This window comes from Desulfosporomusa polytropa, from assembly GCF_055380075.1.
The window spans coordinates 778,786-805,301 of sequence record NZ_AP042400.1 but is presented as its reverse complement, the minus strand read 5'-3'; the positions used below and the strand labels follow the sequence as shown (position 1 = coordinate 805,301).

Genomic DNA, 26,516 nt, shown 5'->3' with positions numbered 1-26,516 from the left:
ATTAGCTACGGAAAGCAACGATTTTGCCGTCTTCCAGCAAAATTTCAGTTGCCATCAGTTTATGAAGATCATCGCCAACATTTATGGTAACGACTCGATCCATAGTACCCTGAACTATTTCCGCACCGATTTCCAATTGGGCTGTTTCTTTCAACTTATCCAACATATGGTTTTTAAACTCAAGACGTTTCTGCCGCTCAGCATCAATTTGCTGGCGGAGCGCAACCAGACCTTGAGCATCTTGTTTTGCCTGTTCACTCATCATACGTTTAGCATGAAAATCAATTTGCTGAAGTTCTAAATCCGCTTTTTTAATAGCTTCTTGAATTTCAGCAGCCAAGTTTGCTTTAAGATCTTCAGTTACTTTTGCTTTAATGGTCACCGGACACTTAATTGTCAAGTTCTCGATACTAGCCATTTGCTCCACCTCTTCGGTCATCAGATTAACAGTTTACTTATTGTATTTCCACCATTACTCGTTTGTTTTCCCGGGTGGCAGCAGCTTTAACCACAGTGCGAATAGCTTTGGCAATACGTCCCTGCTTACCAATTATCTTTCCCATATCTTCAGGGGCCACATGCAGCTCATAGACTGTACCCGCATTATCATTTGTTTCGTTAACATTGACTTGTTCCGGGTTTTTCACTAATGCTTTGGCGATAACTTCGACTAATTCTTTCATGTAGTTATCACGCCTCGTTTCTATGCTTCTTTCTTAGAGCGCTTTACTTCATCCCATTTTTTTAGGATGCCAGTTTGGCTTAACAGGTTTTTAACAGTATCAGTAGGTTGAGCACCTTTTTGCAGCCATGCGATGGCTTTTTCCTCGTCAATCTTGATAACTGCTGGTTCAGTAGTCGAGTCGTAATGACCCAGATTTTCAATAAATCTACCATCTCGCGGTGAACGAGAATCAGATACTACTACACGATAGAAAGGACGTTTTTTGGCGCCCATACGCTTTAAACGAATTTTAACTGCCATTATAATTCACCTCCTTCACAGAATATACACCTTTATTTTTAAGAAAAATCAATTCATAAAGGGAAGTTTAAAATTTGATTTTTTGCCACTTTTTTGCATATCTTTTAAACGTTTCATCATCTTTTTGGCCTCACCAAATTGCTTTAGCAATCGATTGACATCCTGAACTCTTGTACCGCTGCCAAGAGCAATACGCTTGCGACGACTGCCATTAATAACGGCTGGATCACGACGTTCCTTGGACGTCATAGAACGAATAATAGCGATAATATGCTTGACTTCTTTATTATCAATATCCAGTCCTTGCAGTCCTTTTAGCTTACCCATGCCAGGGAGCATACCCAAGATTTGATCAAGTGGTCCCAATTTACGAACTTGTTCGATTTGCTCCAAGAAATCATCTAAGGTAAAGTCTTCTTTACGAAGCTTCTTTTGCATTTCCTGTGCTTTTTCCAAGCTAATGGCTGATTCAGCCTTTTCAATGAGGCTGAGAACATCACCCATACCCAAAATTCGCGAGGCCATACGATCAGGATGAAATGCTTCCAAGGCATCAAGCTTTTCGCCCATACCTGCAAACTTGATTGGCAGACCAGTAACGGCTTTAATTGAGAGAGCAGCACCACCACGAGCATCACCGTCCAGCTTAGTCAGGATAATGCCATCAAGTCCCAAGTCATTATTAAAGGATTCTGCAACATTAACTGCGTCCTGACCAGTCATAGCGTCAACTACCAGCAATATTTCGTGGGGCTTAACTGTTTGCTTAATGGATTTGAGTTCATTCATGAGGTCTTCATTAATATGCAGGCGACCTGCAGTATCAATAATTACTATATCACGCGCCATCATCAATGCCTGATCAACAGCCTTTTTGGCAATGTTGACTGGATTATCCTGCCCCATAGTAAACACGGGAATCTCAAGTTGTGCACCTAATACTTCCAACTGTTTTATGGCGGCTGGGCGATAGACGTCAGCAGCTACCATAAGTGGTTGCTTGCCCTGACGTTTTAGAAGATGGGCCAGTTTTCCGGCGGTTGTCGTCTTGCCTGCGCCTTGTAAACCAACAAGCATAATAACTGTCGGCGGCCGTGATGCAATAGCAATACGACTTTGGGTTCCCCCCATAAGATTGGTTAACTCTTCATTTACAATCTTTATCACATGTTGAGCAGGTGTCAAACTTTCCAGCACTTCCTGGCCAATTGCCCGCTCTTTAATTTTAGCTACTAAATCTTTTACTACTTTAAAGTTTACATCAGCTTCCAAGAGGGCCATCCGCACCTCTTTAAGAGCCTCTGCAACATCACTTTCTGATAATTTTCCTTTTCCGCGCAGCTTCTTAAAAGTCTGCTGAAGTTTGTCAGCCAAACTTTCAAAGACCATATATATGTCACACCTCCCGGGTGTCTTCTAGCAAAGAATTTAACGTAATTATTGCTTGATTTAATTCAGGCAATGTTCTTACATGATCAGGCAGTTGTTGCAAACTATCAACAACGTTAACCAGCAACTTTCGTTCCTGACTGTAACGAGCAGCCAAACCAAGCTTTCCTTCATATTCTTCCAAGGTTTGTTCAGCCCGCCTCAAGATATCATGTACCGCTTGCCTTGTTACACTGAATTCTTCAGCGATTTCTGCCAATGATAAGTCTTGCAGATAATGCATATTAAGACAGTCACGCTGTTTTTCCGTTAAAAGTGCATTGTAAAAATCGTACAACTGTCCTACTCGTAAGACTTTATTTAACATGCGATCCATATAGTCACCTGCTTACCTGGCAAGTAAAAATCCTTTACACCGCAGATTATATCAAAAAGGGAAAGGTGTGTCAAGTAAAATTACTTGTCAGCAAATAAAGCAGCGGCAAATTCAGCAGCAGCAAACGGCCTTAGGTCATTGACCCCTTCACCCACGCCTATCCATTTGACTGGCAGACTAAGTTCATTATTAATTGCAATTACTACCCCCCCTTTAGCAGTACCATCTAATTTAGTTAGTACTACACCTGTAAGAGCAACTGCTTCACCGAACAGCTTGGCCTGGTTGATTGCATTTTGTCCAGTGGTAGCATCTAGTATAAGTAAGGTTTCGTGCGGGGCCGCCGGTATCTCTTTTGCTATCACTCTATTGATTTTCTTCAGTTCTTCCATTAAATTTGCTTTGGTGTGCAAACGTCCGGCAGTATCAATTATTACAATATCCACTTTCCGAGCTTTAGCGGCCTGAACAGCATCAAAAGCCACTGCTGCCGGGTCTGAGCCTTCTGCATGCTTGATAATTTCACTACCGGTCCGCTGACCCCAAATTTCGAGCTGATCAATGGCCGCAGCCCTAAAAGTGTCGGCGGCAGCAATAAGCACTCTTTTTCCGGCTTCATGATAATAGTTCGCTAACTTACCAATAGTCGTTGTTTTCCCAACTCCATTTACACCAACAATCAGCATAACAACAGGAGGGGCATACTGAGTTGCTTCAGCGTAGTGCTTGCTAAGCAGCATAGTATTAATTTTTTCTTGTAAAAATGGCTTTAGATCATCAGGAGAATTAATCTGTTTACTTTTAATTCCACTGCGAATTTCCGTCATTAGTTTAGTGGTAGTTGGCACACCGACATCTGCCGAAAGCAGCACAGCTTCTAAATCATCCAGCAACTCGTCTTCAATAGTCGCATAGCCGATAACCAGCTGCTCTATTTTTTCAGTAAAACTTTTCCTAGTCTTTTCCAATCCTGCTTTCAATTTATCAAAAAAGCCCATTGTTATTTCCCCCAAATTGATAGTATAGTTTATCCCGCTTTGTCCATGAATTTCACCGAAACTAATCGTGATATCCCTGATTCTTCCATGGTTACACCATGTAACACACTAGCTGATTCCATAGTTCCCTTGCGATGGGTAACAACAATAAATTGTGTGCTTTGGGCATAGTCTCGTAAAAATTCGCTGAACCGCTCTACATTAGCCTCATCTAGTGCTGCGTCAATTTCATCAACCACACAAAATGGTGCTGGGCGAACCGTTAAAATAGCAAATAAAAGCGCAATTACCGTAAGCGCTCGCTCACCACCTGACAAAAGTGCCAGGTTCTGCATCTTCTTTCCTGGCGGTTGTACAATAATATCTATACCTGTACTGAGAATATTACCTGGATCAATAAGCACAAGTTCGGCTCGTCCGCCACCAAACAAGCGGACAAATACGTCACCAAAAGATTGGCTAATGGCCTTAAATGCCTTGTTAAATTGTCTTGACATAGTTGTATCAATATCGCTAATTATTGATGTCAGATACTCTTTAGCTCGCAGTAAATCGCCTGTCTGTTCTTGTAAAAAGGAGTATCTTTCTTGCACCTTATTATATTCATCAATAGCCGCCGGATTAACAAGCCCCAGGGCTGCAATTTGACTTTCCAAATGGGCTATTTCTTTCAACAACTCATCAATACTATTTGTTTTCTTTAGATCACAAGCCGCCTCAATAGTCAAGCCAAGCTGTCCGGTAAGCTGTTCACGGCAATTAGCTGCTTCATAACCATATTTAGTAATAAGTAACTCTATCTCATGAAGCCGTGCTTGCAATTCATTGCTTTGGCGACGTAACTCTTTACTTTCTTTATCTATTTTTTGCATACCTGACAATAGCTCCAGCTTGGCGGCATACTGTGCCTGGCGCGCCTCATTTAACTGACGTATATCGCCCTGCAGCTTTTCTTTGCTTTCTACCAATGAGGCAAGTTCGTTTTGAGCCTTCCCGGCCTCTGTTTGAATTTGCACTTTCTCGTTTTGCAGACGGGATAATTGCGTAGCTAGTGATACTAACGTATCTTTGTACTGTTGACAGGCTGAACTAGTAACTGCTATCTCTTGGTTGGACGCGCTCAATTTAATTTTTGTATCAGTTAACTCTTCACTCAGTACCAGTTGTTCGCTTTTCATTGATTTAATTTGGTTTTGCCAATCAATAACCTTCGACTTATGGCTAATTTCCTTGTTTTCAAGCAGAACAAGCGCTGCCTTACTTTGCACTATTTTATCCTGATACTCAGCAGCCTGTTGCTGACACTCGCTTATCTCGCTGCTTATTGTTTTAAGTGCCAACTCACATTTTTTTGCATCGACACGATTTCTATCAATATGAATTGCTAGTTCTGCTTGACGAAATTCTATTTCTTTTAGTCTTGCTTCAACGCAGCCAAGCTGAGAGTTAACGTCAGCCAGTGCAGCACTACTAACGGTTTTTTCCTGCTGAAAATAGTTCCGTTTTTCGCTTAGACTATCTACAATGTGTTTAAGTGTATCAATTTCATTGGTTCTAGCGATAAAGCTAGCTTCTTTTCTTCCCCGACTGCCGCCCGTCAATGACCCTCCGGGATTCACTAGTTCACCATCCAAAGTTACAATTCTCACGGAAAAACCACTATTACGAGCAATTTCTAGAGCTATATTAATAGTTTGGGCAATAATTACCCGTCCCAGCAGATAGTTAGCTACTGGCTTATATCGTTCGTCAGTGCTAACTACCTCAGCAGCAAAACCTAGCGCACCTGGCTGACTAGCAGCCAATAGTTCCGCATCTCTGGGTTTCATTATTCTAATTGTGTTTAAAGGTAAAAACGTTGCCCTGCCCAAATTTTGTGTTTTTAAAAGAGTAATTGCCTGTTTAGCGGTCTGGTCCGTATCAGTAACAATATGCTGTTGAGCACCGCCTAGCGCTACTTCAATTGCATTGACATATTTATCAGGAACACTGAATAGCTGAGCAATCGCACCGCAAATACCACTGCGCCACGCATACTGACTCTTTAGTATGCCTTTAATAGCCCGGCCAAATCCTTCTAACTCATACTGCATACTTGTCAAAACAGTTAACCTGGATGACTTCTCCTGAATAGTACCAGCAATTTGCCGCTCCTGCTCGGTTACAGTAGCAAGCTGATTTTCCAGTTGATTCGTATCTCGGAGTAGAAGTACAGTCTGGTTTTGCAGTTCTTTGCGTTGAGTTACCAGATTTTCAAGCTCATTTTGCAGTTGAATTTCCTTACTGCTAAATTCAGTCTGTTGTTTTAAATAATCGGTATATTCTTTACCAAGAATATCCTGCTTTCCTATCAACGCGATGGCATCGCGTTCAAACATGCGTAACGAATTTCGCGCATTAACAACCTGTTGCAAATGATCGAATGTCCGTTCCTGGCCATCTTCTAGTTGATTTTCCATTTGCTTAATACTGTTAAGCAGCTCATCATTATAGCGATTCTTCTCATCTACCAATCCTTGAATAATAATAATTTGTTGCTGTTTGACAGCCAGTACGTTTTGCAAATCAACAAGCTTCGATTCTACTGCCACATGTTCGTTTGTTAGTCGATCAACCTCACCATTAAGCCTTGCTTCAGCCTTATATGCCTGCTCAATTCGTTCTGTCAATATTCCTCTGCGGCTGTCGATACGCTCACTTTCGGTGTTCATTTCGGTTATTTCCTTGTCACTAAAAGCAAGCTGCTCCTCAGCTTGAGCAATCTTTATTGTTACTGACTCTTTTTCATTATCAGCTGAAATTAGCCGGGTAGCAACGGCAATACTCCGATCGGTCAAATTTGTCTGCTCAAGCTTAGCACTTTCGACCAACTTTTCCGCTTTTTCTAATCGTTCCAAAAACAAGGTCGCCTGACAGGCTGTTAGTTCAGCATTTAATGTATTGAAAGTGACAGTCCGAGCGGCGCTTTCTTTTAAAGGTTCAAGCTGCGTTTCTAGTTCTGAAATAATATCCTGTACCCTGGTAAGATTTTGTTCCGCATCCTCAAGTTTACGTAATGCATCGCGTTTACGTTGTTTATATTTAGTTATTCCCGCGGCTTCTTCAAATAATAAACGACGTTCCTCAGGCTTGCTGCTCAATATCTCATCCACTTTATTCTGACCAATTACAGTCATTGATTCGCGGCCTAATCCTGTATCAGCCAGCATTTCATGGATATCCTTTAATCTGCAGGCAGTCTTATTAATATAATACTCGCTATCTCCTGATCTAAATACACGTCTGGTAATGATAACCTCATTAAAATCTAGCGACAATTTCCCATCACTATTATCAAAGACCAAGGACACCTCAGCTACTCCTAATGGCCTGCGGTTTGCGCTGCCAGCAAAGATAACATCTTCCATTTTAGTGCCCCGCAAAGTACGCAAACTCTGCTCACCTAGCGCCCAACGAATTGCATCAGAAATATTGCTTTTACCACTGCCGTTCGGGCCTACAATGGCTGTAATTCCACGCCCAAACTCCAACTCAGTTTTTTCGGCGAACGATTTAAAGCCATATGCCTCAAGTTTGCGCAACAGCACAATAATCACCCTTACCTGTTATTTAGGTCAATCAAAATTTTACCACGAGCAGTAGGGTAATACAAGTAATATAAAAAAGCCTGCCGCATTTTGCAAACAGGCTTCTTCACATTAAATTACATGGTACTACCGGGGCTCAACAATAAATTTAATTGCGGTACGTTCTTCCCCGTCAATCATAATTTCCGCGAAGGCGGGTATGGCAACCAAATCAATGCCATTGGGAGCGACAAAACCACGTGAAATCGCAATAGCCTTAATAGCCTGATTAACCGCCCCTGCACCTACTGCCTGCACTTCTGCGGTTCCTTTTTCCCGCAAAACTGCTGCCAGAGCGCCTGCTACGGATTTGGGATTTGATTGTGAAGATACTTTCAGCACTTCCATTTTTCGCTCTCCTCCTTTGAATTCAGGGCCTATACTGTAAAGATATTCTGCGTATTTCCTAAAAATTCCTTCTTTTACATGATTTTTAAATATTATTTATCAAATTTTTGTTAAATAAAACTACTTGACCATGATTTTCAAACAATAAGCAGCCTTTTTTCACAGACGAATCCGCATAGAGGCTGATCTTTGTTATGTTATAAGAATGGGTAAGCTTATTAATATTATTATTGTATTGGCCCCTGACTTTAGAACAATCCTGTGGATGATGGCGAATAATTAGTGCATCTTCTGAAACTGCCCCGTTTTGTTCTATAAACGCGGCTATCATTAGGTAAAAAATATACGAATCAACCAGTTCGCCGAAGGCAGGATGATAAGGCCCAGCTATAACATTAGTTTTGCTATCTAGTTCCGCTGAAGCCTGCAGTCCTGTACGAATAACCTCAATACCTTGCTGTTCAAATACCAGTTTCATATAAGCTGACCGCACCACTGCCTGTTCCAAAGACAGCGCCTGGTAACTTCCCTGACTATATAGCCCCGCAAGCGCGGTATCAGCAATAACTATGACTGGATAAATACGGACAAACTCAGGGCGTAACGTAATCGCTTGACGCACAGTCCTGATTAAGCTAATCCAATCTTCCCCTGGTAAGCCTGGCATAAGCTGCAGACCACACTGTATCCCAGACTGCTTTAATAATGTTACAGCCGCTGTCACAGACTGGCTGTCGTGTCCACGTCTAGCAGTACTAAGCACATGATTATCCAACGACTGAACACCTAGCTCAACAATAGTTACTCCTTGCCGAATCAGGTTGGCGATGGTATCTGGATTTATACAATCAGGCCTTGTGGAAATGCGAATAGCATGAATCAAGCCATTTTGCAAGGCCTTACTGGCTGGGGCCAGCAATTCATTCTGAACACTTTCAGGCAAAGCAGTAAAACTACCGCCATAAAAAGCCACTTCAATCCAGCGTCTTTGGTTAATAGCACTTAGTCGTTCATGAATCATTGTATTTACCTGATTAGCCGTAACCGATGTCTGGCAACCAGTTATCTTTTGCTGATTACAAAAAATGCACTGATGTAAACAACCCAAGTGAGGAATAAACATAGGGATAATATAATGCTTCATGGATACTCCTATATAAAATGGACGGCCGATGGCCGTCCAAATCTATGTTATTGAGTTAATGTTCTAAGCTTTACCAGCGCCTGCTTAGCCGCATGCTGTTCGGCTTCTTTTTTACTTTTACCCCAGCCGGAACCCATACGTTCGCCATTAACTAGCACAGCTACTTCAAAAGATTTATCATGATCCGGACCACGTTCATTTATAACTTCATAGGCAATTTTACTATCATTATTTTTTTGCACTATTTCTTGTAACCATGTTTTATAATCTTTTAAGTAATCGCCGTGTTCGACTAGGACTAATTCTGTCTTAAGTTGATTTAACACATATTTAGCAGCGCTTCTAAAGCCCCCATCAAGATATACAGCACCAATAACAGCTTCAAACGCATCAGCAAGAATTGATATCCGTTCCCGGCCACCTGACAGAGCCTCCCCCTTACCTAAGAGAAGATATTCTCCTAATCCTAATTCCAAGGCCCGTTTTGCCAATGTATGTTCACATACAACCTGAGCCCTTGCTTTGGTAAGTTCACCTTCTGGCAATTGTGGGCACTGACTAAATAAATAGGAGCTAACAATCAAATCTAAAACAGCATCGCCTAAAAATTCCAAACGCTCATTATGCCTAATATTGGCACCTTTGGTTTCATTGGCAAACGAGGTATGGATAAGGGCTTGGTGCAGTAATTTATAATCACTGAATACAAATTCTAGCGTTTGGCACAACTCGGATAATGCCTGTAGGCGATTAGCATCCAGCATTCCTTTAGTTTGTTTCATAAAAAGCCGCTTACGCCTGGTATTTTTTCACCAGGATAGTTGCATTATGGCCGCCAAACCCAAACGAGTTCGAAAGCGCCACATTAACAACTTGCTCCTGTGCTTTATTCGGTACATAATCCAGGTCCAGCTCAGGATCGGGATTTTCCAAGTTAATCGTTGGTGGAATAACATTATTAGTAACGGCAAGTGCTATGGCAATTGCCTCAATACCGCCAGATGCACCCAAAAGATGGCCGGTCATCGATTTTGTTGAGCTAACCTTAAGCTTTTTGGCATGCTCACCAAACAATGATTTTATTGCCAATGTTTCATTTTTGTCGTTAAGCGGGGTCGATGTTCCATGCGCATTTATGTAATCCACTGCGCTTGGCTCAATGCCAGCATCTTTAAGTGCCATAGCCATACATTTAGCCGCCTGAGTACCCTCTGGAGCCGGTGCGGTAATATGAAACGCATCCGCATTAGAACCATAGCCAATAATCTCAGCATAAATTCTAGCGCCACGTGCTACAGCATGGTCAAGTGTTTCCATAACAAGTAGGCCTGCACCTTCCCCCATAACAAAACCGCTACGACCAACATCAAAGGGACGGGACGCTTTTTGGGGTTCGTCATTATGAGTAGACATCGCTTTCATTGCACAGAAACCAGCTACAGCTGCTGGTGATACAGCCGCTTCCGTTCCGCCTGCCACCATAACGTCGGCATCACCACGTTGGATAATTTTAAAGGCATCACCAATCGCATTGGTTCCTGATGCGCAAGCAGTAACTACACAACTACAAGGTCCCTGCAAACCAAAAGTAATTGAGGTTTGGCCTGCAGTCATGTTGGCAATCATCATCGGGACGAAAAATGGGCTAATTCGCCCCGGACCTTTATCAAATAAAGTTTTATATTGGTCATGCAGTGTATCCATGCCGCCAACGCCAGTGCCAATCAGCGTACCCATGCGACTTCGGTCTTCTTGTTCAAAGTCAATACCGGCATCTTCAAATGCGATTTTAGCGGCTGCAACAGCAAATTGAGTGCAGCGATCCATCCGCTTAGCTTCTTTTTTCTCAATATATTGGGTAGGGTCAAAGTCTTTTACTTCCCCTGCAATCTGCGTAGTGTATTCACTGGGATCAAAACGTGTAATACGGTCAATACCTGATTTTCCAGCAATCAAAGACTGCCAAAATGCAGCTGCTCCAATACCTACAGGTGTAATGGCTCCCAGGCCTGTAATTACAACTCGGTTCTTCAAAAAGGTCACCTCACTAGTTTATTTCTTCAACTTCTTTAAGAAGTCTTGCAAAAATCTCTTTAACAGGTAGTATTTCATCTATTTTATGAATATACTCGCCGGTAAATACCAGCCCAGTGTCAACATCACCTTGTTGAGCCCGAATAAGTGCGCTGATTATGCAAAAGTTCCGCGCGCAATGCTTTAGGCAGCCCCCACAAGTTTCAGGTCCAGCAACAGTACATTCAAGAATTTTCTCAGCAAAAGGATTTTTTATCGCACGCCCTGGTAATCCTACCGGGCTCTTGATTAAGACCACATCTTCTGGTTTAGCTTTAAGATAAAACTCCTTTAACGCGGGAGCGGCATTTGACTCATCACTCGCAGCAAATCTTGTGCCCATTTGCACGCCATCTGCTCCAAGTTTCATTACTTCAGCAATATCCCGGCCAAAAATTATACCACCGGCGCCAATAACAGGAATACTCACTGTTTTTTTGATATCAGGCAAAATTTCTCGTAATGATTGATCTGTACCTAAGTGCCCACCAGCTTCTTTTCCCTCGACAATGATGGCCGCAGCACCTAGTTTTTCCGATATTTTAGCAGCTTTTACCGATGACACAATTGGCACGATTGGAGTACCAGACTTTTTTCCCATAGGAAATACGTCACGAGAAAAACCAGCTCCTGCTACTACCAAATCAATTCCTTCATCAATAGCAGTATTGACATAGCGTGCAAATTCTCTTGCCGCTACCATAATATTTATACCAATTATTCCTTTAGTTAAGCTACGTGCCAAGCGGATTTCATAACGCAACTCATCAAAGCCCATGCCTGATGCTGCAATAAGTCCGATACCACCAGCTTCTGCCACTGCTGCCGCCAAGCGCGCAGTTGATAATCTTATGGCCATACCACCTTGGATAATAGGAATCCTAGCAACATGTGGGCCAATTTTAAGCTCCGGAAGTTTCAAGTAACAACTCCTCCAATCAATAACCATACCCTTAGCTACATTCAGCCATTACCTTTAAGAAAGTCCCGCGAAAAAAGCTTCCACGGGACTTTCTTCATTTCATAAGGTAATGTCATTAATTACGACACCAGCAAAGCAGTGTTACGCTTGTTTTTCCTTGTCTATGTACTCCACAGCGTCTTTTACTGTTTTGATTTTTTCAGCTATTTCATCTGGGATCTCGATACTGAATTCCTCTTCAAAGGCCATAATCAGTTCAACAATATCCAGTGAATCAGCGCCAAGATCGTCAATGAAAGTAGAATTGATGGCTACATCAGCTTCATCAACGCCAAGTTGCTCAACAACAATTTCTTTAACCTTGTCAAAAGTTGTCATGATGGTGTTTCACCTCCTTCCAAGGCATGTAACCTTATTTTTAAAGTCATATATTACATTACCATACCACCGTCAACATTTAAAGTCTGTCCGGTAATATAATTTGCAGAATCTGTTGCCAAAAATACTACGGCTGCAGCAACATCTTCGGCGGCACCTAACCGATTAAGTGGTATTTTTGCTGTTAAATCACTCTTAACTTGTTCAGATAAGGTACTTGTCATATCTGTAGTAATAAAACCTGGTGCAACGGCATTGACAGTAATACCCCGTGATGCCAGTTCCTTCGCCATTGATTTAGTAAAACCAATAACCCCGGCTTTGGCAGCAGCGTAGTTTGCCTGCCCGCCATTACCTGTAATACCAACAACAGATGTCATATTGATTATTCTGCCACTACGTTGCTTCATCATAATCTTAGATACTGCCTTCGTGCAATAAAATATGCCTTTGAGATTCGTATTTAGTACAGCATCCCAATCTTCTTCCTTCATACGCATTAACAATGCATCTCGGGTTATACCCGCGTTATTTACCAAAATGTCAATTTTTCCATAGGTTTCGATTGTTTTTTTTACAAGTGTTTCAACCGCATCATTATCTGCAACATCGGCCTGAACGGCAATTGCTTGACCACCATCACTAGTAATAGTTTTACAAACCTCTTCAGCCGCCTTAGCATTACCCGCGTAATTGATAACAACCTTTGCGCCGACTTTCGCCAAAGCAATCGCTACTGCCCGACCAATTCCTCTTGAAGCCCCGGTAACAATTGCCACTTGTCCATCTAAATGCATTTTAGCGAACCTCCTTGAAATAATCAAGCACTTTTTCGTAGGAAGCTACATCTTCGATATTCAATGTTGCCATTTCTTTAGCAATCTTCTTAGTAAAACCGGTAAGAACTTTACCAGGACCAACCTCAACCAAAGTAGTAGCGCCAAAATTCGCGATTTGGGCAATACAGTCTTCCCACAACACTGGACTAGCTGCCTGTTTAACTAGCAATTCCCGTACTGCTTTACCTTGAGTTACAATCTGCCCATTAACATTTACAACAACTGGAATTTGTGCATCATTAATGGTAACTTGTGCAAGTTCAGTTTCCAGCTTCTTTGCTGCCGGTTGCATGAGCGTGCTGTGAAATGGCGCACTTACTGGCAAGGAAATGGCCCGTTTAGCGCCAGCAGCTTTTAACAACTCATTCGCTTTATCAACAGCTTGCGTCGTACCTGCGATAACAATTTGGCCTGGACAATTAAAGTTTACTGCTTGCACAGCACCAAATTCACCTTCCACCTGCTGACATATCTCGACAACTTTACTGCGTTCAAGTCCCAGGATGGCTGCCATGCTGCCTTCTCCCAGCGGCACCGCTTCCTGCATGAACTGTCCGCGTTTTCTTACTAACCTTACAGCATCAGTAAATGATAACGCCCCCGCAGCCACCAGCGCCGAATATTCTCCCAGACTATGACCAGCCACAATATCCGGTTTAATGCCTTGTTGTTTTAGTATTTCATAGCAAGCTACACTAACCGTCAAAATGGCCGGTTGTGTATTATATGTCTTTTTCAGTTCTTCTTCAGGACCATTGAAACACATATCGGTAATTGAAAAACCAAGTGCCTCATCGGCTGACTTGAATATCTCCCGGACCGTGTCAAATTGTTCATATAGGTCTTTCCCCATACCTACAGCTTGAGAACCTTGTCCGGGAAAAACGAAAGCTAATTTTCCCATTTCTTTCCCTCCTTATGTATCTGTATGAAGTTTATCTATACTTTCCGTGAAAGCTCCGCCAATACCCCTGGAATTTGCTGAACTATATCCTGCATAACTTCATGTACAGAGCGTATCGCGGTAACCATACCCGCTACCTGTCCAATCATTACTGAGCCATATTCCACATCGCCGTCGCGCACAGCCGCTTTGAGCTTGCCAGCACCCAAACGCTCTAATTCATCTGTTGATGCGCCGATCTTCTCCAATTCAGTAAAATCGCGGGTTAACTTATTGGCAATCACTCTAACAGGATGACCTGTTATTGCACCAGTAACTACCGTAGAGCGTTCTTTGCATTTGATAATGGCCGCCTTATAATTGGGGTGAGCAGTACACTCAGTCGTGGCAGCAAACACTGTTCCCATCTGAACACCTTGAGCGCCCAGAGCTAACGCCGCCACAACGCCGCGGGCATCACCAATACCGCCGGCGGCAATAACTGGTACACTGACGGCATCAACAACAAGTGGCACTAATGCCATTGTTGTGACCTCACCTACATGACCGCCACTTTCCATGCCTTCGGCAATAATAGCATCAATACCTACCCGTTCTAATCGTTTGGCAAGTGCGACTGATGCAACGACTGGAATTACCTTTGTTCCAATTTCCTTTAGGGCTGGAATGTATTCTCCGGGATTACCTGCCCCAGTAGTAACAACAGCCACGCGTTCATCAATAACAACCTGCATTACCTCTTTGACAAACGGCGACTTGAGCATAATATTGACCCCAAACGGTTTGTTTGTCATGCTTTTAGCTTTCGTGATCTCTGCTTTAAGTGCATCAGGAGGCATATGTCCTGCACCAATAAGTCCTAACCCACCGGCATTAGACACCGCCGCTGCCAACTCAGCCGTAGCTACCCAGGCCATTCCGCCTTGCAGGATAGGATATTCTATATTTAGAAGTTGGCAAATTTTGTTATTTAGCAATTAGTGTTGGCCTCCTTGCCCCATTTTATAACAGCAGATGCCCACGTTAATCCAGCGCCAAAACCAACAAGCACAACAATGTCACCTTGTTTGATTTTACCGCCATGAACAGCCTCTTCTAACGCAATAGGAATCGAAGCGGCCGACGTATTGCCATATTTATTTACATTGACCATAACTTTGTCCATCGGCAGTTTAAGACGTTTAGCCGCCGACTGGATTATCCGAATATTAGCCTGATGTGGAATTAAACAATCAACATCAGCAGCACTAAGGCCAGCAGCTTTCAATGCCTTAATAGCAGCTTCTCCCATTATTTTAACGGCAAATTTAAATACCTCATTACCGCTCATATGAACAAAATGCATTCTTTGCGCAACAGTTTCAGCTGTTGCCGGATTGCGCGAGCCACCTGCAGGCAACTTTAACAAATCGCCACCAATACCATCAGCCCCCAGCTGCGAGGCTAAAATTCCATAGCCTGGTGTTGTCTCAGCCAGCACAGCTGCACCAGCGCCATCACCAAACAAAACGCAGGTATTACGATCAGTCCAGTCAAGTATTGTAGAAAGACTTTCCGCGCCAATAACTAGTATTTTTTTATATAAACCAGCCTTAATAAATTGGCTGCCAGTTACCATTGCATAGACAAAACCAGAACATCCTGCTGCCAAATCAAAAGCCGCAGCATTAGTAGCCTTAATATTTGCCTGTACTAAACAGGCGGTTGACGGAAAAGACATATCGGGTGTGGCTGTAGCAACAATGATAAGATCAATTTCTTCGGCAGTAACACCAGCATCCTCAAGAGCTTTTTGTGCCGCCCGGCTGGCTAAATCCGAGGTTGCCATATCAGGAGCGACAATTCGCCGTTCACGAATACCCGTTCTGTCGACAATCCATTCATCAGATGTTTCCACTATGCTTTCTAAATCCTTATTTGTCATTATCTTTTCAGGTACATATGTACCAATACCAATAATACCTACTGCTTTATTTTCACTCATTAGTCACAACCCCCTCTTTAGCAATGGTCTCGCGAATATGGGCAACAACCTCTTGTTCAGTAAATTCTTTAGCTACTCTAATTGCATTTTTTATAGCTTTTGCGTGTGAGCTGCCATGACAGATAATAAAACCGCCGTTAACTCCTAACAGCGGCGCACCGCCGTATTCGGCATAATCAAGTTTTTTCTTTAATTCCTTCAAAACCGGCAATACAAGCATTGAGGCCATTTTCGTCCAAAAACTGCTGGACTTTATTGATTGTTTAAGTAATTGCAAAATAGCACTAGCTAAACCTTCACCAAACTTTAAGACAATGTTCCCTACAAAACCATCGCAAACCACTACATCAACAGTTCCTTTGGGAATGTCTCGTCCTTCAACATTACCAATGAAATTTACACTATTAAGCTGTGTTAATAGTGGGTATGTAGTAAAAGCTTGTTCATTCCCTTTACTTTCTTCTTCACCAATATTTAAAAGACCTACCCTCGGCCTTGGAATGTTAAGTACATACTCAGCATAAATAGATCCCATAATAGCGTTTTGCACCAAATGCTTGGGTTTGCTATCAACATTGGCACCTGAGTCTAAAAGAACAGTTGTACCTGTAAGGTTAGGTATCGGTGTCGCAATAGCCGGTCGCTCAATACCTTTTATGCGCCCTAATCCAAATAATGCCGCCGCAACTGCACCACCTGTGCTGCCAGCTGATATTACCACATCACACTGTCCGTGTTTTACTAATCCAGTGGCAACAACTACTGAAGCATCCTTTTTTTTTCGTACAGCGGCACCTGGCGAATCGTGCATATCAATAACTTCACTGGCATGATGAACGGTAATATTTAACTCTTTCCACTTACCATGACGGTCAAGCGCTTGAGTAATTTGAGCTTGGTCGCCGACTAAAACAATTTCAAGACCTTCTTTTTTATATTCTTGAGCAGCTTCTAATGCGCCTAGAACAATCTCGCCAGGCCCATAATCTCCACCCATAGCATCAACGGCAACCCTCATTCAGTATCTCCCCTCACAAAACCAACAAATACAGATATTGATATTTATATTTATTGCTATTTATGCAAATCAGTTTCAAGTGTTACCATAATAAATTTGGCACGAAATACTTCTTGTTTATCATTTCTAGTTTTTACCCAAATAAAATATTTATTGCCTCTTTTTTTTACAATCTCAGCTTTAGCTACCAGTTTTTCGTTTTCACGCACCGCAATTTTATATTTGATATTGGCAACCCCTGTAACGGCTATCGGTGCATCAATAATTGCCAATGCTAAAGAATTGGCCTGGGCAAAGACATAATGTCCCCGGGCCACTCTCGTTTTTTCAAATACCATGTCAGGCGTTACTGCCATTAGTGATATACCTGACTTCCCTAATTCAAGATCAATCAGTTCACCAACAACCTCAGAACTGGAAATAGCTTTGAGCTTGTTCCGGGCTTCCTCTGCCATCTGCTTGGTACGTTCCCTAAGTTCGGGTATACCAAGTTCCAGCCTGTCAAGCCGAATGGTTTGCACACTAACATTCAAATGTGCAGCCAATTCTTCATCAGTAAGAAAAGGCGTATTTAGCAACTTTTCCTGCAACTGTCCCTGACGTATTTTTTTTTGAATTCGCGCCATAACATCACCTAGTTTTATCAACAAGTTTTAATACCAATTGTTAGTATTAATTATAGCTAGTTACTACTAATTATGCAAGTAAAAAAGTGAGCAAGATAAAATTGATCGCCTTTTATCTTGCTCACTGCTTATTTTTTTATTCTGCTTGAACCACAACTTTACCATTATAATGACCACATTCAGGACAAACACGGTGAGGCATTTTCTTTTCGTGACATTGAGGGCATTCTACTAACCCCGGAATAGTAAGTTTCCAATTAGCACGACGCTTATCTCGACGAGCTTTGGACATTTTGCGCTTAGGTACTGCCATTTGTTTCCACCTCCTTAACAAAATTGGCCAACCTGCATATCTCAGTCCTTCGACAAGAGTTTTTCTAAAACCGCAAGCCTTGGATCAACTTTAACTAGGTTGCAGCCGCAGGTATTTAAGTTTAGGTTGACTCCGCACCTAGAACATAAGCCGCGGCAACTTTCGCTGCACAACGGTTTTATAGGCTCGGCCAACAAAAGAGTTTCGCGAACAAGGTCGGTAATATCCATTTCATCGCCTTTAAAATAGTTGATTTCCGAATCTAAAACTTCTCCAGATTCTTTAAAATCAGCTTCTCGATATTCTTCACTAAACACAGCGGTAAGTAAGGTAACTATCTCTTCAAGACAACGACTGCAGCATTGCTTTACGTGCGTACTAATTTTGCCAGTTACCTCAAAAGACATTCCCTTATTGGTAATCAGACCTTCAACTATTACACACTCTGACAAAGAAAGCTGTTCTTTACCAAGACCTAGTTCTTCGGCTGAAGTTTTAAAAGAAAAGGATTGGGCCTTGCCCAGCTCTTTTTTTAATTGAGCTATATTAATTTTCATCATTTTCCACCAACCTTCATCTATTATATCGACACGCCGAATGTTTGTCAAGAAATATAGAAAACACGGCTTGCGCCGAGCCTTTGGCGACAGCGCAAGCCGATGTTGCCCTTATCCCAACAGAAAGCTATGCTTTCTGTTGGGATGAGAAAAGCAGGGAACAAAGTGTCCCCTGCCTATCATGCGAAGGTTCCTTAGCAGTTATGCAAGATTACCGCAAATCAACTTGGTATCGCGGGCAATAACAAGTTCTTCATTGGTCGGAATGACAAAAATTTTGACTTTAGCGCCGTCAGCACTAATTTCTTGCGCTTTACCACGAATATTATTTTTGGCAGTATCGATGCTAGTGCCCAAATATTCAAAGCCTTTGCAAATTTTTTCGCGCATAGTAATCGAGTTTTCACCAAGACCAGCAGTAAATACGATAACATCAACGCCACCCATGGCAGCAACATAGGAACCCACATATTTACGAACTCTGTAAGCAAACATATCAAGAGCCAGAGCCGCCCGTTCATTGCCTGCATTAGCGGCTTCTTCAATATCACGGAAATCGCTCGATACGCCAGAAATACCAAGTACACCGGATTTTTTATTCAGGTAATTATCTATTTGCTCGGCAGTCATTTTTTCTTTTTTCATCAGGAAAGGAAGAATAGCAGGATCAATCCCACCGCTGCGAGTTCCCATTACAAGACCATCAAGTGGAGTAAAGCCCATACTAGTATCAATACATTTACCATTTTTAATAGCTGCAATACTGGAACCATTTCCTAAGTGGCAAGTGATTATACGCAAATCGGATAATTTTTTGCCCATAAGCTCAGCCACTTGTTGTGACACAAATTTGTGGGATGTTCCATGGAAGCCATACCGTCTAACACCATATTTTTCATAGGCTTCGTAAGGAATAGCATAAAGGTACGCCTCTTTTGGCATTGTTTGATGGAAAGCAGTATCAAAAACAGCCACCTGTGGAACACCAGGCATAATTTTAGAACAAGCATTTATACCCATGATGTTAGGCGGATTATGCAGTGGAGCCATTTCGATGCAATCTTCCAAAGCTTTCATAACATCAGGCGTAATCAATACTGAATCAGCAAATTTTTCTCCACCATGAACAACACGATGACCAACAGCTGCAATTTCTTTCATGCTGGCAATTACGCCATGTTTAGCATCGGTTAAAGCCTCAATAACAAGTTTAATACCAATACTATGATCGCTGATATCGGCGTTAATAATTACTTTGTCTTTAGCCTCTGGTTGATGAGTTAACACTGAACCCTCTAAGCCTATACGTTCAACCAAACCCTTCGCCAAAACAGACTCATCATTCATATTAACTAGTTGGTACTTAATTGAAGAGCTTCCACAGTTAACAACTAAAACTTTCACAGCAAAATCCTCCTTATTTTTGGGGTGTGCAGCAATAATCGAATCACTACATACATTTTCTTGAATTACTAACCAATTCCTATGTTTTCGACGCCTGATTTATTTTCCCTTCATTCAACAAATTTATTTAATAAAAAATTTCACAAATAGCAAAAATAGGTTAAAATGACATAGGGTGAAGCGTAATGAACGTAGTAGGCATGATTGTTGAGTATAATCCCTTCCATAATGGCCATTTATGGCATTTGAATGAGGCTAAACGAATTTCCGGTGCACAATTTACTATAGGTGTTATGAGTGGTAACTTTTTACAGCGCGGCGAACCGGCAATAGCCGATAAATGGTCACGAGCCAGAATGGCCGTTCAAGCTGGTGCTGATTTGATAATTGAGCTGCCCACAGTCTTTTCCGTGCGCAGCGCTCAATACTTTGCAGCAGGAGGTATTCAACTTCTCAGTCGCCTGGGAGTTGTTAATCATGTCTGCTTTGGAACGGAAACACCTGACTTATCCCGCCTTACGTTGGTCGCAAATGCAATAAATAAAAAAGATGTTATCGACATGATGCGCCAAAAAATGAAAACAGGTCAAACATATGCCGCCAGCCTGGCGGCAGCACTATCGTCAGAATCAGGTGTTGCCACAAGTCTGATACAAACCCCTAATAACCTGTTGGCAATTGAATACATACGGGCAATCATCGCCCATGCTCCCCAGCTTAGACCTCTTCCTATACAACGCTTGTGTGCAAATTACCATGATAATTTAGTTACCTCTACTATCGCCAGTGCTACTGCTATTAGAGCAGCCCTTTTAGAAAGCAAAACTCTTATTCCTGACAGCATTTCATGGAAGTCTCTTCCAGAAGTTTGTGCTAAACAAATTAATGATTTAGTTATAATGGGAAAAGCGCCCATAACGTTGCCCGCTTTCAGTAATGTAATTTTGGCTAAAATTAGAACTATGTATTTTGATGAATTAGCTGGATTACCCGAAGTCAGCGAGGGACTACACCATAAAATAAGTGATGCTGTCCTTAAAGCAACAACAGTTCAAGAATTACTAGCCTATAGTAAAAGCAAGCGTTACACACTAACTCGTTTACAACGAATTATTATCTATGCGCTTTTAGGGATAACCAAAACTACGCTTACACAATTTGACCAACTAGGCCCACTCTATGCCCGCGTATTGGCCTTTAACCATAACGGGCGGATACTATTAAAAGAAATCAGCAAACAATCAACCGTGCCTGTAATAACAAAAACATCTCAATTCCTTACTAGTAAACAGCAGCAGCATAGTACATTGCCACCCTTGCAAGCTATGCTAGCTTATGACATTATGGCAACAGATATATATGTTCTTGGCTCACCTAATTATCAGTGGCGCGCTGGTGGTCAGGATTATCAAACTTCGCCGCACTATATTCCTGGCTAGACAACAACTTTTTAATATCCGGAATGACTGCTTCAGCGGCCAATTCTCCGGCTAAAACACACTCATCCATTTTATCGAAAGAACTAGGTGACACCTTGCCTACATCAGGTTGAATAAGAATATCACAATGAGCTTGGCGCTGCTTACATAATTCTCGTTCCATAATATCAATCGATTGAATGATTACATCAAACATGTTACTGATATTGTACACCGTACCTGTATGTGCCAAATCAACAGCAATCACAACATCTGCTCCCATATTCCGGGCCGTATCACTGGGGGTTGGATTGATAACTGCACCATCTATAAAGAGCACATCATCAATAGCAAATGGAATAAACACTCCCGGTACAGAAATACTAGCCCTTACCGCTTTGGCTACATCCCCTTCGGTAAAAATAAATTCTCGTCCGCTATTCAGTTCTGTTGCTACAACTGCGAGAGGAATTTCTAGATCTGCAAACGTCTTTTGTTTTGTTAATAGACGGATGGTCGCCAGTGCCCGCTCGCCTGAAACAATCCCCATCTGAGGAATTACAAAATCCAACCAGTGACGTTTTTTTAAGTTTTTGGCTAGTTTGAAGATAGTTTCCGGATCAAGCCCTGCGGCATATAACGCGCCAATCAAACTGCCAATACTACAACCAGCAATGTAGTCTATCGGTATCTGATGGTTTTTCAGTACCTTTAACACCCCAATATGAGCAATCCCTCTTAAGCCCCCTGACCCTAAAGCCAACCCTATTTTTAGTGGCATACTTATCCCCTCCAATACAACTACTTGTATTTGATACTTCATTTTAGTTATATTACCTCTGGACTATCAATATATATATTATCAAACCGCACGGCTTGGAGGAGGAGATTAATATATGCGGACTTGGGGCAGTGGCAGGCATTATCGTTCACGACTACTCGTATATTTTATGGCCTTCTGTACTGTATTTATTACCATTACAATGGTTACGTATCCGAAAGATACCTTTGATTCGGCTATCATGGGCTTGAACCTATGGTGGAATGTAGTCTTTCCCGCTCTGCTGCCTTTTTTTATTTTGTCCGAGATACTTATGGGAATTGGTGTTGTTCACTTCATCGGTGTTTTACTGGAACCTCTAATGAGACCTATTTTTAACGTCCCTGGCGTTGGTGCATTCGCCATGTCCATGGGACTTGCATCAGGTTACCCCATGGATGCTGTAATAACATGCCGTTTTCGAAAAAACCAGCTTTGTACAGCTGTTGAGGCTGAACGCCTGCTATCTTTTACCAATACTGCTGATCCACTATTCATGTTTGGGGCCGTAGCAGTAGGTATGTTTGGGATGCCAGAATTAGGAGCAACCATTGCCCTGGCTCATTACATATCAAGTTTTCTTGTTGGAGTTGCTTTCCGATTTCATGGTCGGAGCCGTGATAGCTATGCTCTGGATAAGCCAATAGCAAGCGGCAATATCATTATTCGTGCCTTTCGGGCCTTGTATACTGCCCGTCAAGAAGACAAACGTTCACCCGGACAATTGCTCGGTGATGCTGTAAAATCATCGATGAATACTATTATACTGATTGGTGGCTTTATCATTGTATTCTCAGTATTTATTCGCATCATGACAATTATTGGTATTACCGATACCTTGACTAGTATATTTGCGTCACTTCTAAGCATGATCAACTATAACACCAACCTAGCTCCAGCATTGGTAAGCGGCTTCCTTGAAATTGATTTAGGAACACTAGCAGCCAGTCAAACAGCTGCTCCTCTAGTTGAAAAAGTTGCTGTTGCCAGTGCCATCATTGCTTGGAGTGGTCTTTGCGTGCACGGCCAAGTAGCCAGTATTGTTATCGAATCAGGCATTCGCATGACTCCTTACATGGTAGGCAGGTTACTGCACGCCGTACTTGCGGGCCTGCTCACTGTACTACTTCTCGACTCAGGACAAAACATTACCGCGCTGCTAGTCATTCCCGCATCTCTGACTATGAGTCATGGTAATAGTATGAGTTTCTGGTTGACGAAAATTGAGCAGACTACTTATCAAATTGGGATATTGCTTAGCATCCTGATTGTTATGTCAATTGCAATTCATCTACTGAGAGAAATTTATCGATATGCGAATAGAAAAGGAGCCTAGGCTCCTTTTCTATTTTGTTAAGTTACTTTTATTTTGTTGTAAATCCCGATGTCCTTGCCTAACTACTTCTAGTGTTTGTTCCAAGTTATTCAAAACATGCTTAAATACTTCATCTGCATAATTAACAGCATCGCTTTGTAAATTTTTAGCAGTTGTATTAGCCTGCGTCATAAGCTCGTTGGCTTGCTCCTGGGCCTGTTTATTGATGATATTTTCATCAGTAAGCTTAATAACATAGTTTTTAGCTTGTTCTACGATATTTTGTGCTTCTTTTTGTGCTTCATCAAGGATACGCTGACGCTCAGCAATAATTCGGTTTGCTTCATCAAGCTCTTTAGGCAGCAACCCCCGAAATTCGTCTAAAAATTTAGCCAAATCATCTTCCTCAATAATCCTCTTATTTGTAAAGGGTAGGCGGGCCGCCTCAACCAATACCGTTTCCATCTCATCTAAAAGCTTCTCAATACTCATAATCTTCTCCTTTCCCCTTCAAACAATTCTAGCTTTTTTCACGAATTCTTTTTGTAATTTTTTCTTCTAAACATTCAGGTACCAAACCAGTAATTGGTCCACCAAATTTAGCCAATTCTTTGATACTACTTGAACTAACAAATGAATATTCATTACTTGTCATCATAAAAATTGTCTCTATTTCCGGAACTATTTTTTTTATGAGCAAAGCGCGTTGAAATTCATATTCAAAGTCGCTCAAAGCTCTTAAACCCCGAACAATAAACTTGCTATTTTGCTGCAGCACATAATCATATAAAAGACCGGAAAAACTATCAACCTTGATATTAGAAATATCCTTAGTTGCTAGGTTTAACATTTCCACCCGTTCTTCCATGGTAAACAGTGGTTTTTTGTTGGGATTATGAAAAACAGCTACAATCACTAAATCAAACATTTTACTAGCACGCAAGAAGATATCCACATGCCCGTTAGTAACCGGATCAAAACTGCCCGGGCAAACCCCTATCCGCATATCAACTTCCTCCTGAAGTAGTATTTTCGTAATATCGCGTTAAAAAAGCCACCAACGTCTCTCCATAACGTTCGTTACGAACCAGCTTCAGGTGTTGCCAATCCGCATTTAGTTGCTCATGTTTGGAGTACTCAACGACAATTATTCCGCCATTTTCAACAACATCAGTCTTATCAAGTTTTTGAAGCACAGCATTTACTAGTCCCTGATTATACGGGGGATCTACAAATACAAGCGTAAATGAACGCCCTGTTTGGGTTAATTGATCCAACGTTTTAAGAGAATCACCACGTCGAACTTCAGCCATCTTACTTAAATCAGCATGATTAATGTTTTCTTTTGTCGTCGCAAGACTTACCATACTATGGTCTACAAATAGCGCATGGGCGGCCCCGCGGCTTAATGCCTCCAATCCTAAATTACCTGTGCCAGCAAATAAATCCAGTACTGTCGCACCCATAATTGCATTTTGCTCAATCGACAATTCCAAGTTTGCAAGTATATTAAATATAGATCCTTTAACCCTGTCAGCCGTAGGGCGCACATCAAGCCCTTTAGGTGCTTTGAGCTTGACTCCTTTGGCACTTCCTGTAATAATCCGCATATATACCTCGAACTACAATTTAAATTCACTTTAACATAAATATTTTAGCACATTTAAACAACCACAGCACTTTTTGTGAAAAATATTATTTACTATATTATACCCGCCTCAATAGTAGACAAACAAAAATAACCGGATAACCGGCTATTTTTACCTACGTTATACATATGTTACCGATTTGCAAACAAATAATGTCTTGACAAAAGCCGAATCTATCTATTATCTTGCAATACGAAAAGCTCCTAAAAACCGTGTCTGGTAATAGGGCTTCGACATCGCAGTCACTGTTACTTCACCGGCACCAGAACTAGCATGGATAAATTGACCATTCCCCACATATATTCCAACATGCGAAGGACCAGGGGTATAGGTACTATAGAAAACTAAGTCACCAGGCTGAATATCATTCAATGACACCCTTCGACCAAAATTATATTGTTCATCAGCAACCCTTGGCAAGGAGATACCGTATTGGCTATACACATAGTAAACAAATCCAGAGCAATCAAATCCGCCAGGAGCTGCGCCCCCCCAAGCATAAGGAACTCCTAAAAATCCTTGGGCAAAATTAACAATTTTCTGTCCGAGCTTTCCATTAAAATTACCACGACTTGATTCAGCAGTGCCCGCAAAGTTACGCAGGGCCTGCCATGTTCCCAAACCAACAATACCGTCATCTTCAATCCCAGTCACCTGTTGGAACTCAACAACAGCAGCCTTAGTATATGAGCCAAATTTGCCATCCACAGCTGACTGATAAAAACCTCGTTTTTCAAGTTCTCGCTGCAAAGTATAAACGGCCTCATTAGCATCTCCCAGTCTTAGTACCGGCATTTCCTGACCTGACGCGAAAACTGAATTACCGGGAATTAGTAGCACTGTAACTACACAAACAACCATAAAAAAAATAATTCTGACTAACTTCAAAAACATACCTCCATCTATCTTTGTTTTATCTTTCTTCAGATTTCGACATTTTCAATAAAATTCCTGCGGGACTTAAGTCTCATCATGCACCACTAATAACCATATAATTTACATTTTCCCACTGTTGACAATAGCATTATGAGTGTGTATACTTAATAAATGTGAGCCGGGACATAACTCAGTTTGCTAGCGCACTTAGTTCGGGACAAATCTAGAATTTAGTGCCAAAAGCCTGGGCATCATTCATTGTTTTGCTTAACCAACATGGAGGGATTCCCGAGTGGCTAAAGGGAGCAGACTGTAAATCTGCCGTCTTCGACTTCGGTGGTTCGAATCCACCTCCCTCCACCATTATATTATTTTACCATCGGGATGTAGCGCAGTTTGGTAGCGCACCTGCTTCGGGAGTAGGGGGCCGCAGGTTCGAATCCTGTCATCCCGACCAAAAATAACCCTTACTTGATGACTATCAAGTAAGGGTTATACACTTTAATACTCTATTTGCATTTTAGTGATGAGCTTCTGCTTCATCACTATTTCTT

29 protein-coding genes and 2 tRNA genes are annotated in these 26,516 nt (G+C 41.8%); 4 read left to right on the top strand and 27 right to left on the bottom strand.

Features of this window, described 5'->3' with window-relative positions; genetic code table 11:
• Nucleotide 1 precedes the first annotated feature (1 nt).
• From ACZ449_RS05550 to ACZ449_RS05445, 22 genes are all read right to left on the bottom strand, one after another.
• The gene (locus tag ACZ449_RS05550; protein WP_464260062.1) at nucleotides 2-418 is read right to left on the bottom strand and encodes a YlqD family protein; all 417 of its coding nucleotides are present in this window, start codon (nucleotides 416-418) and stop codon (nucleotides 2-4) included.
• A gap of 37 nt (nucleotides 419-455) precedes the next feature.
• Nucleotides 456-683: a KH domain-containing protein gene (locus tag ACZ449_RS05545; protein ID WP_464260061.1), complete on the bottom strand. Its 228-nt coding sequence runs from the start codon at nucleotides 681-683 to the stop codon at nucleotides 456-458.
• Between the two features lie 20 nt (nucleotides 684-703).
• Nucleotides 704-985, bottom strand: coding sequence for a 30S ribosomal protein S16 (rpsP, locus tag ACZ449_RS05540; RefSeq protein ID WP_464260060.1), 282 nt, complete (start codon nucleotides 983-985; stop codon nucleotides 704-706).
• Between the two features lie 48 nt (nucleotides 986-1,033).
• Nucleotides 1,034-2,374 (bottom strand): signal recognition particle protein, encoded by a 1,341-nt coding sequence (ffh, locus tag ACZ449_RS05535; protein WP_464260059.1) that lies wholly within the window; start codon nucleotides 2,372-2,374, stop codon nucleotides 1,034-1,036.
• A 7-nt stretch (nucleotides 2,375-2,381) separates the two neighbouring features.
• The gene (ylxM, locus tag ACZ449_RS05530) at nucleotides 2,382-2,750 is read right to left on the bottom strand and encodes a YlxM family DNA-binding protein (RefSeq protein ID WP_464260058.1); all 369 of its coding nucleotides are present in this window, start codon (nucleotides 2,748-2,750) and stop codon (nucleotides 2,382-2,384) included.
• 80 nt (nucleotides 2,751-2,830) lie between these two features.
• Entirely contained in the window at nucleotides 2,831-3,748 is a 918-nt protein-coding gene (ftsY, locus tag ACZ449_RS05525) for a signal recognition particle-docking protein FtsY (protein ID WP_464260057.1), read from the bottom strand.
• A 29-nt stretch (nucleotides 3,749-3,777) separates the two neighbouring features.
• Nucleotides 3,778-7,335 carry a chromosome segregation protein SMC gene (smc, locus tag ACZ449_RS05520; RefSeq protein WP_464260056.1) on the bottom strand — a complete coding sequence of 1,186 codons (3,558 nt, stop codon included), beginning with the start codon at nucleotides 7,333-7,335 and terminating at the stop codon, nucleotides 3,778-3,780.
• Nucleotides 7,336-7,461: 126 nt separating this feature from the next.
• The gene (locus tag ACZ449_RS05515; RefSeq protein WP_464260055.1) at nucleotides 7,462-7,722 is read right to left on the bottom strand and encodes a stage V sporulation protein S; all 261 of its coding nucleotides are present in this window, start codon (nucleotides 7,720-7,722) and stop codon (nucleotides 7,462-7,464) included.
• 85 nt (nucleotides 7,723-7,807) lie between these two features.
• Complete coding sequence (locus tag ACZ449_RS05510; RefSeq protein WP_464260054.1) at nucleotides 7,808-8,866, bottom strand: elongator complex protein 3; 1,059 nt, start codon at nucleotides 8,864-8,866, stop codon at nucleotides 7,808-7,810.
• 47 nt (nucleotides 8,867-8,913) lie between these two features.
• The gene (rnc, locus tag ACZ449_RS05505) at nucleotides 8,914-9,648 is read right to left on the bottom strand and encodes a ribonuclease III (RefSeq protein ID WP_464260053.1); all 735 of its coding nucleotides are present in this window, start codon (nucleotides 9,646-9,648) and stop codon (nucleotides 8,914-8,916) included.
• Nucleotides 9,649-9,658: 10 nt separating this feature from the next.
• On the bottom strand, nucleotides 9,659-10,900 hold the full coding sequence (gene fabF / locus ACZ449_RS05500; RefSeq protein WP_464260052.1) for a beta-ketoacyl-ACP synthase II: 1,242 nt from the start codon (nucleotides 10,898-10,900) through the stop codon (nucleotides 9,659-9,661).
• Between the two features lie 13 nt (nucleotides 10,901-10,913).
• Nucleotides 10,914-11,861 (bottom strand): NAD(P)H-dependent flavin oxidoreductase, encoded by a 948-nt coding sequence (locus ACZ449_RS05495; RefSeq protein ID WP_464260051.1) that lies wholly within the window; start codon nucleotides 11,859-11,861, stop codon nucleotides 10,914-10,916.
• A 141-nt stretch (nucleotides 11,862-12,002) separates the two neighbouring features.
• Nucleotides 12,003-12,239, bottom strand: coding sequence for an acyl carrier protein (locus ACZ449_RS05490; RefSeq protein ID WP_021167513.1), 237 nt, complete (start codon nucleotides 12,237-12,239; stop codon nucleotides 12,003-12,005).
• Between the two features lie 53 nt (nucleotides 12,240-12,292).
• Nucleotides 12,293-13,036: a 3-oxoacyl-[acyl-carrier-protein] reductase gene (gene fabG, locus ACZ449_RS05485; protein WP_464260050.1), complete on the bottom strand. Its 744-nt coding sequence runs from the start codon at nucleotides 13,034-13,036 to the stop codon at nucleotides 12,293-12,295.
• 1 nt (nucleotide 13,037) lies between these two features.
• Nucleotides 13,038-13,982, bottom strand: a complete 945-nt coding sequence (gene fabD, locus ACZ449_RS05480; RefSeq protein WP_464260049.1) for an ACP S-malonyltransferase — start codon at nucleotides 13,980-13,982, stop codon at nucleotides 13,038-13,040.
• Nucleotides 13,983-14,017: 35 nt separating this feature from the next.
• Complete coding sequence (locus tag ACZ449_RS05475) at nucleotides 14,018-14,899, bottom strand: DUF561 domain-containing protein (RefSeq protein ID WP_464261818.1); 882 nt, start codon at nucleotides 14,897-14,899, stop codon at nucleotides 14,018-14,020.
• 53 nt (nucleotides 14,900-14,952) lie between these two features.
• Nucleotides 14,953-15,966, bottom strand: coding sequence for a beta-ketoacyl-ACP synthase III (locus ACZ449_RS05470; RefSeq protein ID WP_464260048.1), 1,014 nt, complete (start codon nucleotides 15,964-15,966; stop codon nucleotides 14,953-14,955).
• The gene (gene plsX, locus ACZ449_RS05465; protein ID WP_464260047.1) at nucleotides 15,959-16,984 is read right to left on the bottom strand and encodes a phosphate acyltransferase PlsX; all 1,026 of its coding nucleotides are present in this window, start codon (nucleotides 16,982-16,984) and stop codon (nucleotides 15,959-15,961) included. Before plsX ends, ACZ449_RS05470 begins: the two co-directional genes overlap by 8 nt.
• A 56-nt stretch (nucleotides 16,985-17,040) precedes the next feature.
• The gene (fapR, locus tag ACZ449_RS05460) at nucleotides 17,041-17,610 is read right to left on the bottom strand and encodes a transcription factor FapR (RefSeq protein ID WP_464260046.1); all 570 of its coding nucleotides are present in this window, start codon (nucleotides 17,608-17,610) and stop codon (nucleotides 17,041-17,043) included.
• A gap of 136 nt (nucleotides 17,611-17,746) precedes the next feature.
• The gene (gene rpmF / locus ACZ449_RS05455) at nucleotides 17,747-17,923 is read right to left on the bottom strand and encodes a 50S ribosomal protein L32 (RefSeq protein WP_021167506.1); all 177 of its coding nucleotides are present in this window, start codon (nucleotides 17,921-17,923) and stop codon (nucleotides 17,747-17,749) included.
• A 41-nt stretch (nucleotides 17,924-17,964) separates the two neighbouring features.
• Nucleotides 17,965-18,483, bottom strand: a complete 519-nt coding sequence (locus tag ACZ449_RS05450; RefSeq protein WP_464260045.1) for a YceD family protein — start codon at nucleotides 18,481-18,483, stop codon at nucleotides 17,965-17,967.
• Between the two features lie 198 nt (nucleotides 18,484-18,681).
• Nucleotides 18,682-19,884, bottom strand: coding sequence for an acetate/propionate family kinase (locus ACZ449_RS05445; protein ID WP_464260044.1), 1,203 nt, complete (start codon nucleotides 19,882-19,884; stop codon nucleotides 18,682-18,684).
• Between the two features lie 185 nt (nucleotides 19,885-20,069).
• Here ACZ449_RS05445 and ACZ449_RS05440 point away from each other — a divergent pair, with 185 nt between their 5' ends.
• Nucleotides 20,070-21,323, top strand: coding sequence for a nucleotidyltransferase (locus ACZ449_RS05440; RefSeq protein ID WP_464260043.1), 1,254 nt, complete (start codon nucleotides 20,070-20,072; stop codon nucleotides 21,321-21,323).
• Here the strand turns inward: ACZ449_RS05440 and ACZ449_RS05435 are convergent.
• Nucleotides 21,259-22,083, bottom strand: coding sequence for a patatin-like phospholipase family protein (locus ACZ449_RS05435; RefSeq protein WP_464260042.1), 825 nt, complete (start codon nucleotides 22,081-22,083; stop codon nucleotides 21,259-21,261). The genes ACZ449_RS05440 and ACZ449_RS05435 overlap by 65 nt on opposite strands.
• A 115-nt stretch (nucleotides 22,084-22,198) precedes the next feature.
• Here ACZ449_RS05435 and ylbJ point away from each other — a divergent pair, with 115 nt between their 5' ends.
• Nucleotides 22,199-23,458 (top strand): sporulation integral membrane protein YlbJ, encoded by a 1,260-nt coding sequence (gene ylbJ, locus ACZ449_RS05430; RefSeq protein ID WP_464260041.1) that lies wholly within the window; start codon nucleotides 22,199-22,201, stop codon nucleotides 23,456-23,458.
• Nucleotides 23,459-23,467: 9 nt separating this feature from the next.
• Here ylbJ and ACZ449_RS05425 read toward each other — a convergent pair whose 3' ends face one another.
• The 4 genes from ACZ449_RS05425 to ACZ449_RS05410 form a co-directional block, all read right to left on the bottom strand.
• Nucleotides 23,468-23,929, bottom strand: a complete 462-nt coding sequence (locus tag ACZ449_RS05425; RefSeq protein ID WP_464260040.1) for an ATP synthase subunit B family protein — start codon at nucleotides 23,927-23,929, stop codon at nucleotides 23,468-23,470.
• A gap of 28 nt (nucleotides 23,930-23,957) precedes the next feature.
• Entirely contained in the window at nucleotides 23,958-24,443 is a 486-nt protein-coding gene (gene coaD, locus ACZ449_RS05420) for a pantetheine-phosphate adenylyltransferase (protein WP_464260039.1), read from the bottom strand.
• 1 nt (nucleotide 24,444) lies between these two features.
• Nucleotides 24,445-25,047 (bottom strand): 16S rRNA (guanine(966)-N(2))-methyltransferase RsmD, encoded by a 603-nt coding sequence (gene rsmD / locus ACZ449_RS05415; protein WP_464260038.1) that lies wholly within the window; start codon nucleotides 25,045-25,047, stop codon nucleotides 24,445-24,447.
• Between the two features lie 219 nt (nucleotides 25,048-25,266).
• Nucleotides 25,267-25,974, bottom strand: a complete 708-nt coding sequence (locus ACZ449_RS05410; protein WP_464260037.1) for a C40 family peptidase — start codon at nucleotides 25,972-25,974, stop codon at nucleotides 25,267-25,269.
• Nucleotides 25,975-26,240: 266 nt separating this feature from the next.
• Between ACZ449_RS05410 and ACZ449_RS05405 the strand changes: the two genes are divergently transcribed.
• Together ACZ449_RS05405 and ACZ449_RS05400 are read left to right on the top strand one after the other, a co-directional pair.
• Nucleotides 26,241-26,325, top strand: a tRNA-Tyr gene (locus ACZ449_RS05405).
• A gap of 17 nt (nucleotides 26,326-26,342) precedes the next feature.
• Nucleotides 26,343-26,419: transfer RNA gene (locus ACZ449_RS05400), tRNA-Pro, on the top strand.
• The last annotated feature ends 97 nt before the right edge of the window (nucleotides 26,420-26,516 follow it).

Excerpts from the sequence above, each read along its gene's own strand:
- ACZ449_RS05515 (WP_464260055.1), bottom strand. The coding sequence starts at position 7,722 with ATGGAAGTGCTGAAAGTATCTTCACAATCAAATCCCAAATCCGTAGCA.
- ACZ449_RS05470 (WP_464260048.1), bottom strand. The coding sequence starts at position 15,966 with ATGAGTGAAAATAAAGCAGTAGGTATTATTGGTATTGGTACATATGTA.
- ACZ449_RS05475 (WP_464261818.1), bottom strand. The coding sequence starts at position 14,899 with ATGGCCTGGGTAGCTACGGCTGAGTTGGCAGCGGCGGTGTCTAATGCC.
- fabD (WP_464260049.1), bottom strand. The coding sequence starts at position 13,982 with ATGGGAAAATTAGCTTTCGTTTTTCCCGGACAAGGTTCTCAAGCTGTA.
- ACZ449_RS05435 (WP_464260042.1), bottom strand. The coding sequence starts at position 22,083 with ATGCCACTAAAAATAGGGTTGGCTTTAGGGTCAGGGGGCTTAAGAGGG.
- rsmD (WP_464260038.1), bottom strand. The coding sequence starts at position 25,047 with ATGCGGATTATTACAGGAAGTGCCAAAGGAGTCAAGCTCAAAGCACCT.
- ftsY (WP_464260057.1), bottom strand. The coding sequence starts at position 3,748 with ATGGGCTTTTTTGATAAATTGAAAGCAGGATTGGAAAAGACTAGGAAA.
- coaD (WP_464260039.1), bottom strand. The coding sequence starts at position 24,443 with ATGCGGATAGGGGTTTGCCCGGGCAGTTTTGATCCGGTTACTAACGGG.
- fabG (WP_464260050.1), bottom strand. The coding sequence starts at position 13,036 with ATGCATTTAGATGGACAAGTGGCAATTGTTACCGGGGCTTCAAGAGGA.
- ylbJ (WP_464260041.1), top strand. The coding sequence starts at position 22,199 with ATGCGGACTTGGGGCAGTGGCAGGCATTATCGTTCACGACTACTCGTA.
- rpsP (WP_464260060.1), bottom strand. The coding sequence starts at position 985 with ATGGCAGTTAAAATTCGTTTAAAGCGTATGGGCGCCAAAAAACGTCCT.
- fapR (WP_464260046.1), bottom strand. The coding sequence starts at position 17,610 with ATGGCGCGAATTCAAAAAAAAATACGTCAGGGACAGTTGCAGGAAAAG.
- ACZ449_RS05450 (WP_464260045.1), bottom strand. The coding sequence starts at position 18,483 with ATGATGAAAATTAATATAGCTCAATTAAAAAAAGAGCTGGGCAAGGCC.
- ACZ449_RS05490 (WP_021167513.1), bottom strand. The coding sequence starts at position 12,239 with ATGACAACTTTTGACAAGGTTAAAGAAATTGTTGTTGAGCAACTTGGC.
- ACZ449_RS05510 (WP_464260054.1), bottom strand. The coding sequence starts at position 8,866 with ATGAAGCATTATATTATCCCTATGTTTATTCCTCACTTGGGTTGTTTA.
- ylxM (WP_464260058.1), bottom strand. The coding sequence starts at position 2,750 with ATGGATCGCATGTTAAATAAAGTCTTACGAGTAGGACAGTTGTACGAT.
- plsX (WP_464260047.1), bottom strand. The coding sequence starts at position 16,984 with ATGAGGGTTGCCGTTGATGCTATGGGTGGAGATTATGGGCCTGGCGAG.
- rpmF (WP_021167506.1), bottom strand. The coding sequence starts at position 17,923 with ATGGCAGTACCTAAGCGCAAAATGTCCAAAGCTCGTCGAGATAAGCGT.
- ACZ449_RS05545 (WP_464260061.1), bottom strand. The coding sequence starts at position 683 with ATGAAAGAATTAGTCGAAGTTATCGCCAAAGCATTAGTGAAAAACCCG.
- rnc (WP_464260053.1), bottom strand. The coding sequence starts at position 9,648 with ATGAAACAAACTAAAGGAATGCTGGATGCTAATCGCCTACAGGCATTA.
- ACZ449_RS05425 (WP_464260040.1), bottom strand. The coding sequence starts at position 23,929 with ATGAGTATTGAGAAGCTTTTAGATGAGATGGAAACGGTATTGGTTGAG.
- ffh (WP_464260059.1), bottom strand. The coding sequence starts at position 2,374 with ATGGTCTTTGAAAGTTTGGCTGACAAACTTCAGCAGACTTTTAAGAAG.
- ACZ449_RS05440 (WP_464260043.1), top strand. The coding sequence starts at position 20,070 with ATGAACGTAGTAGGCATGATTGTTGAGTATAATCCCTTCCATAATGGC.
- ACZ449_RS05550 (WP_464260062.1), bottom strand. The coding sequence starts at position 418 with ATGGCTAGTATCGAGAACTTGACAATTAAGTGTCCGGTGACCATTAAA.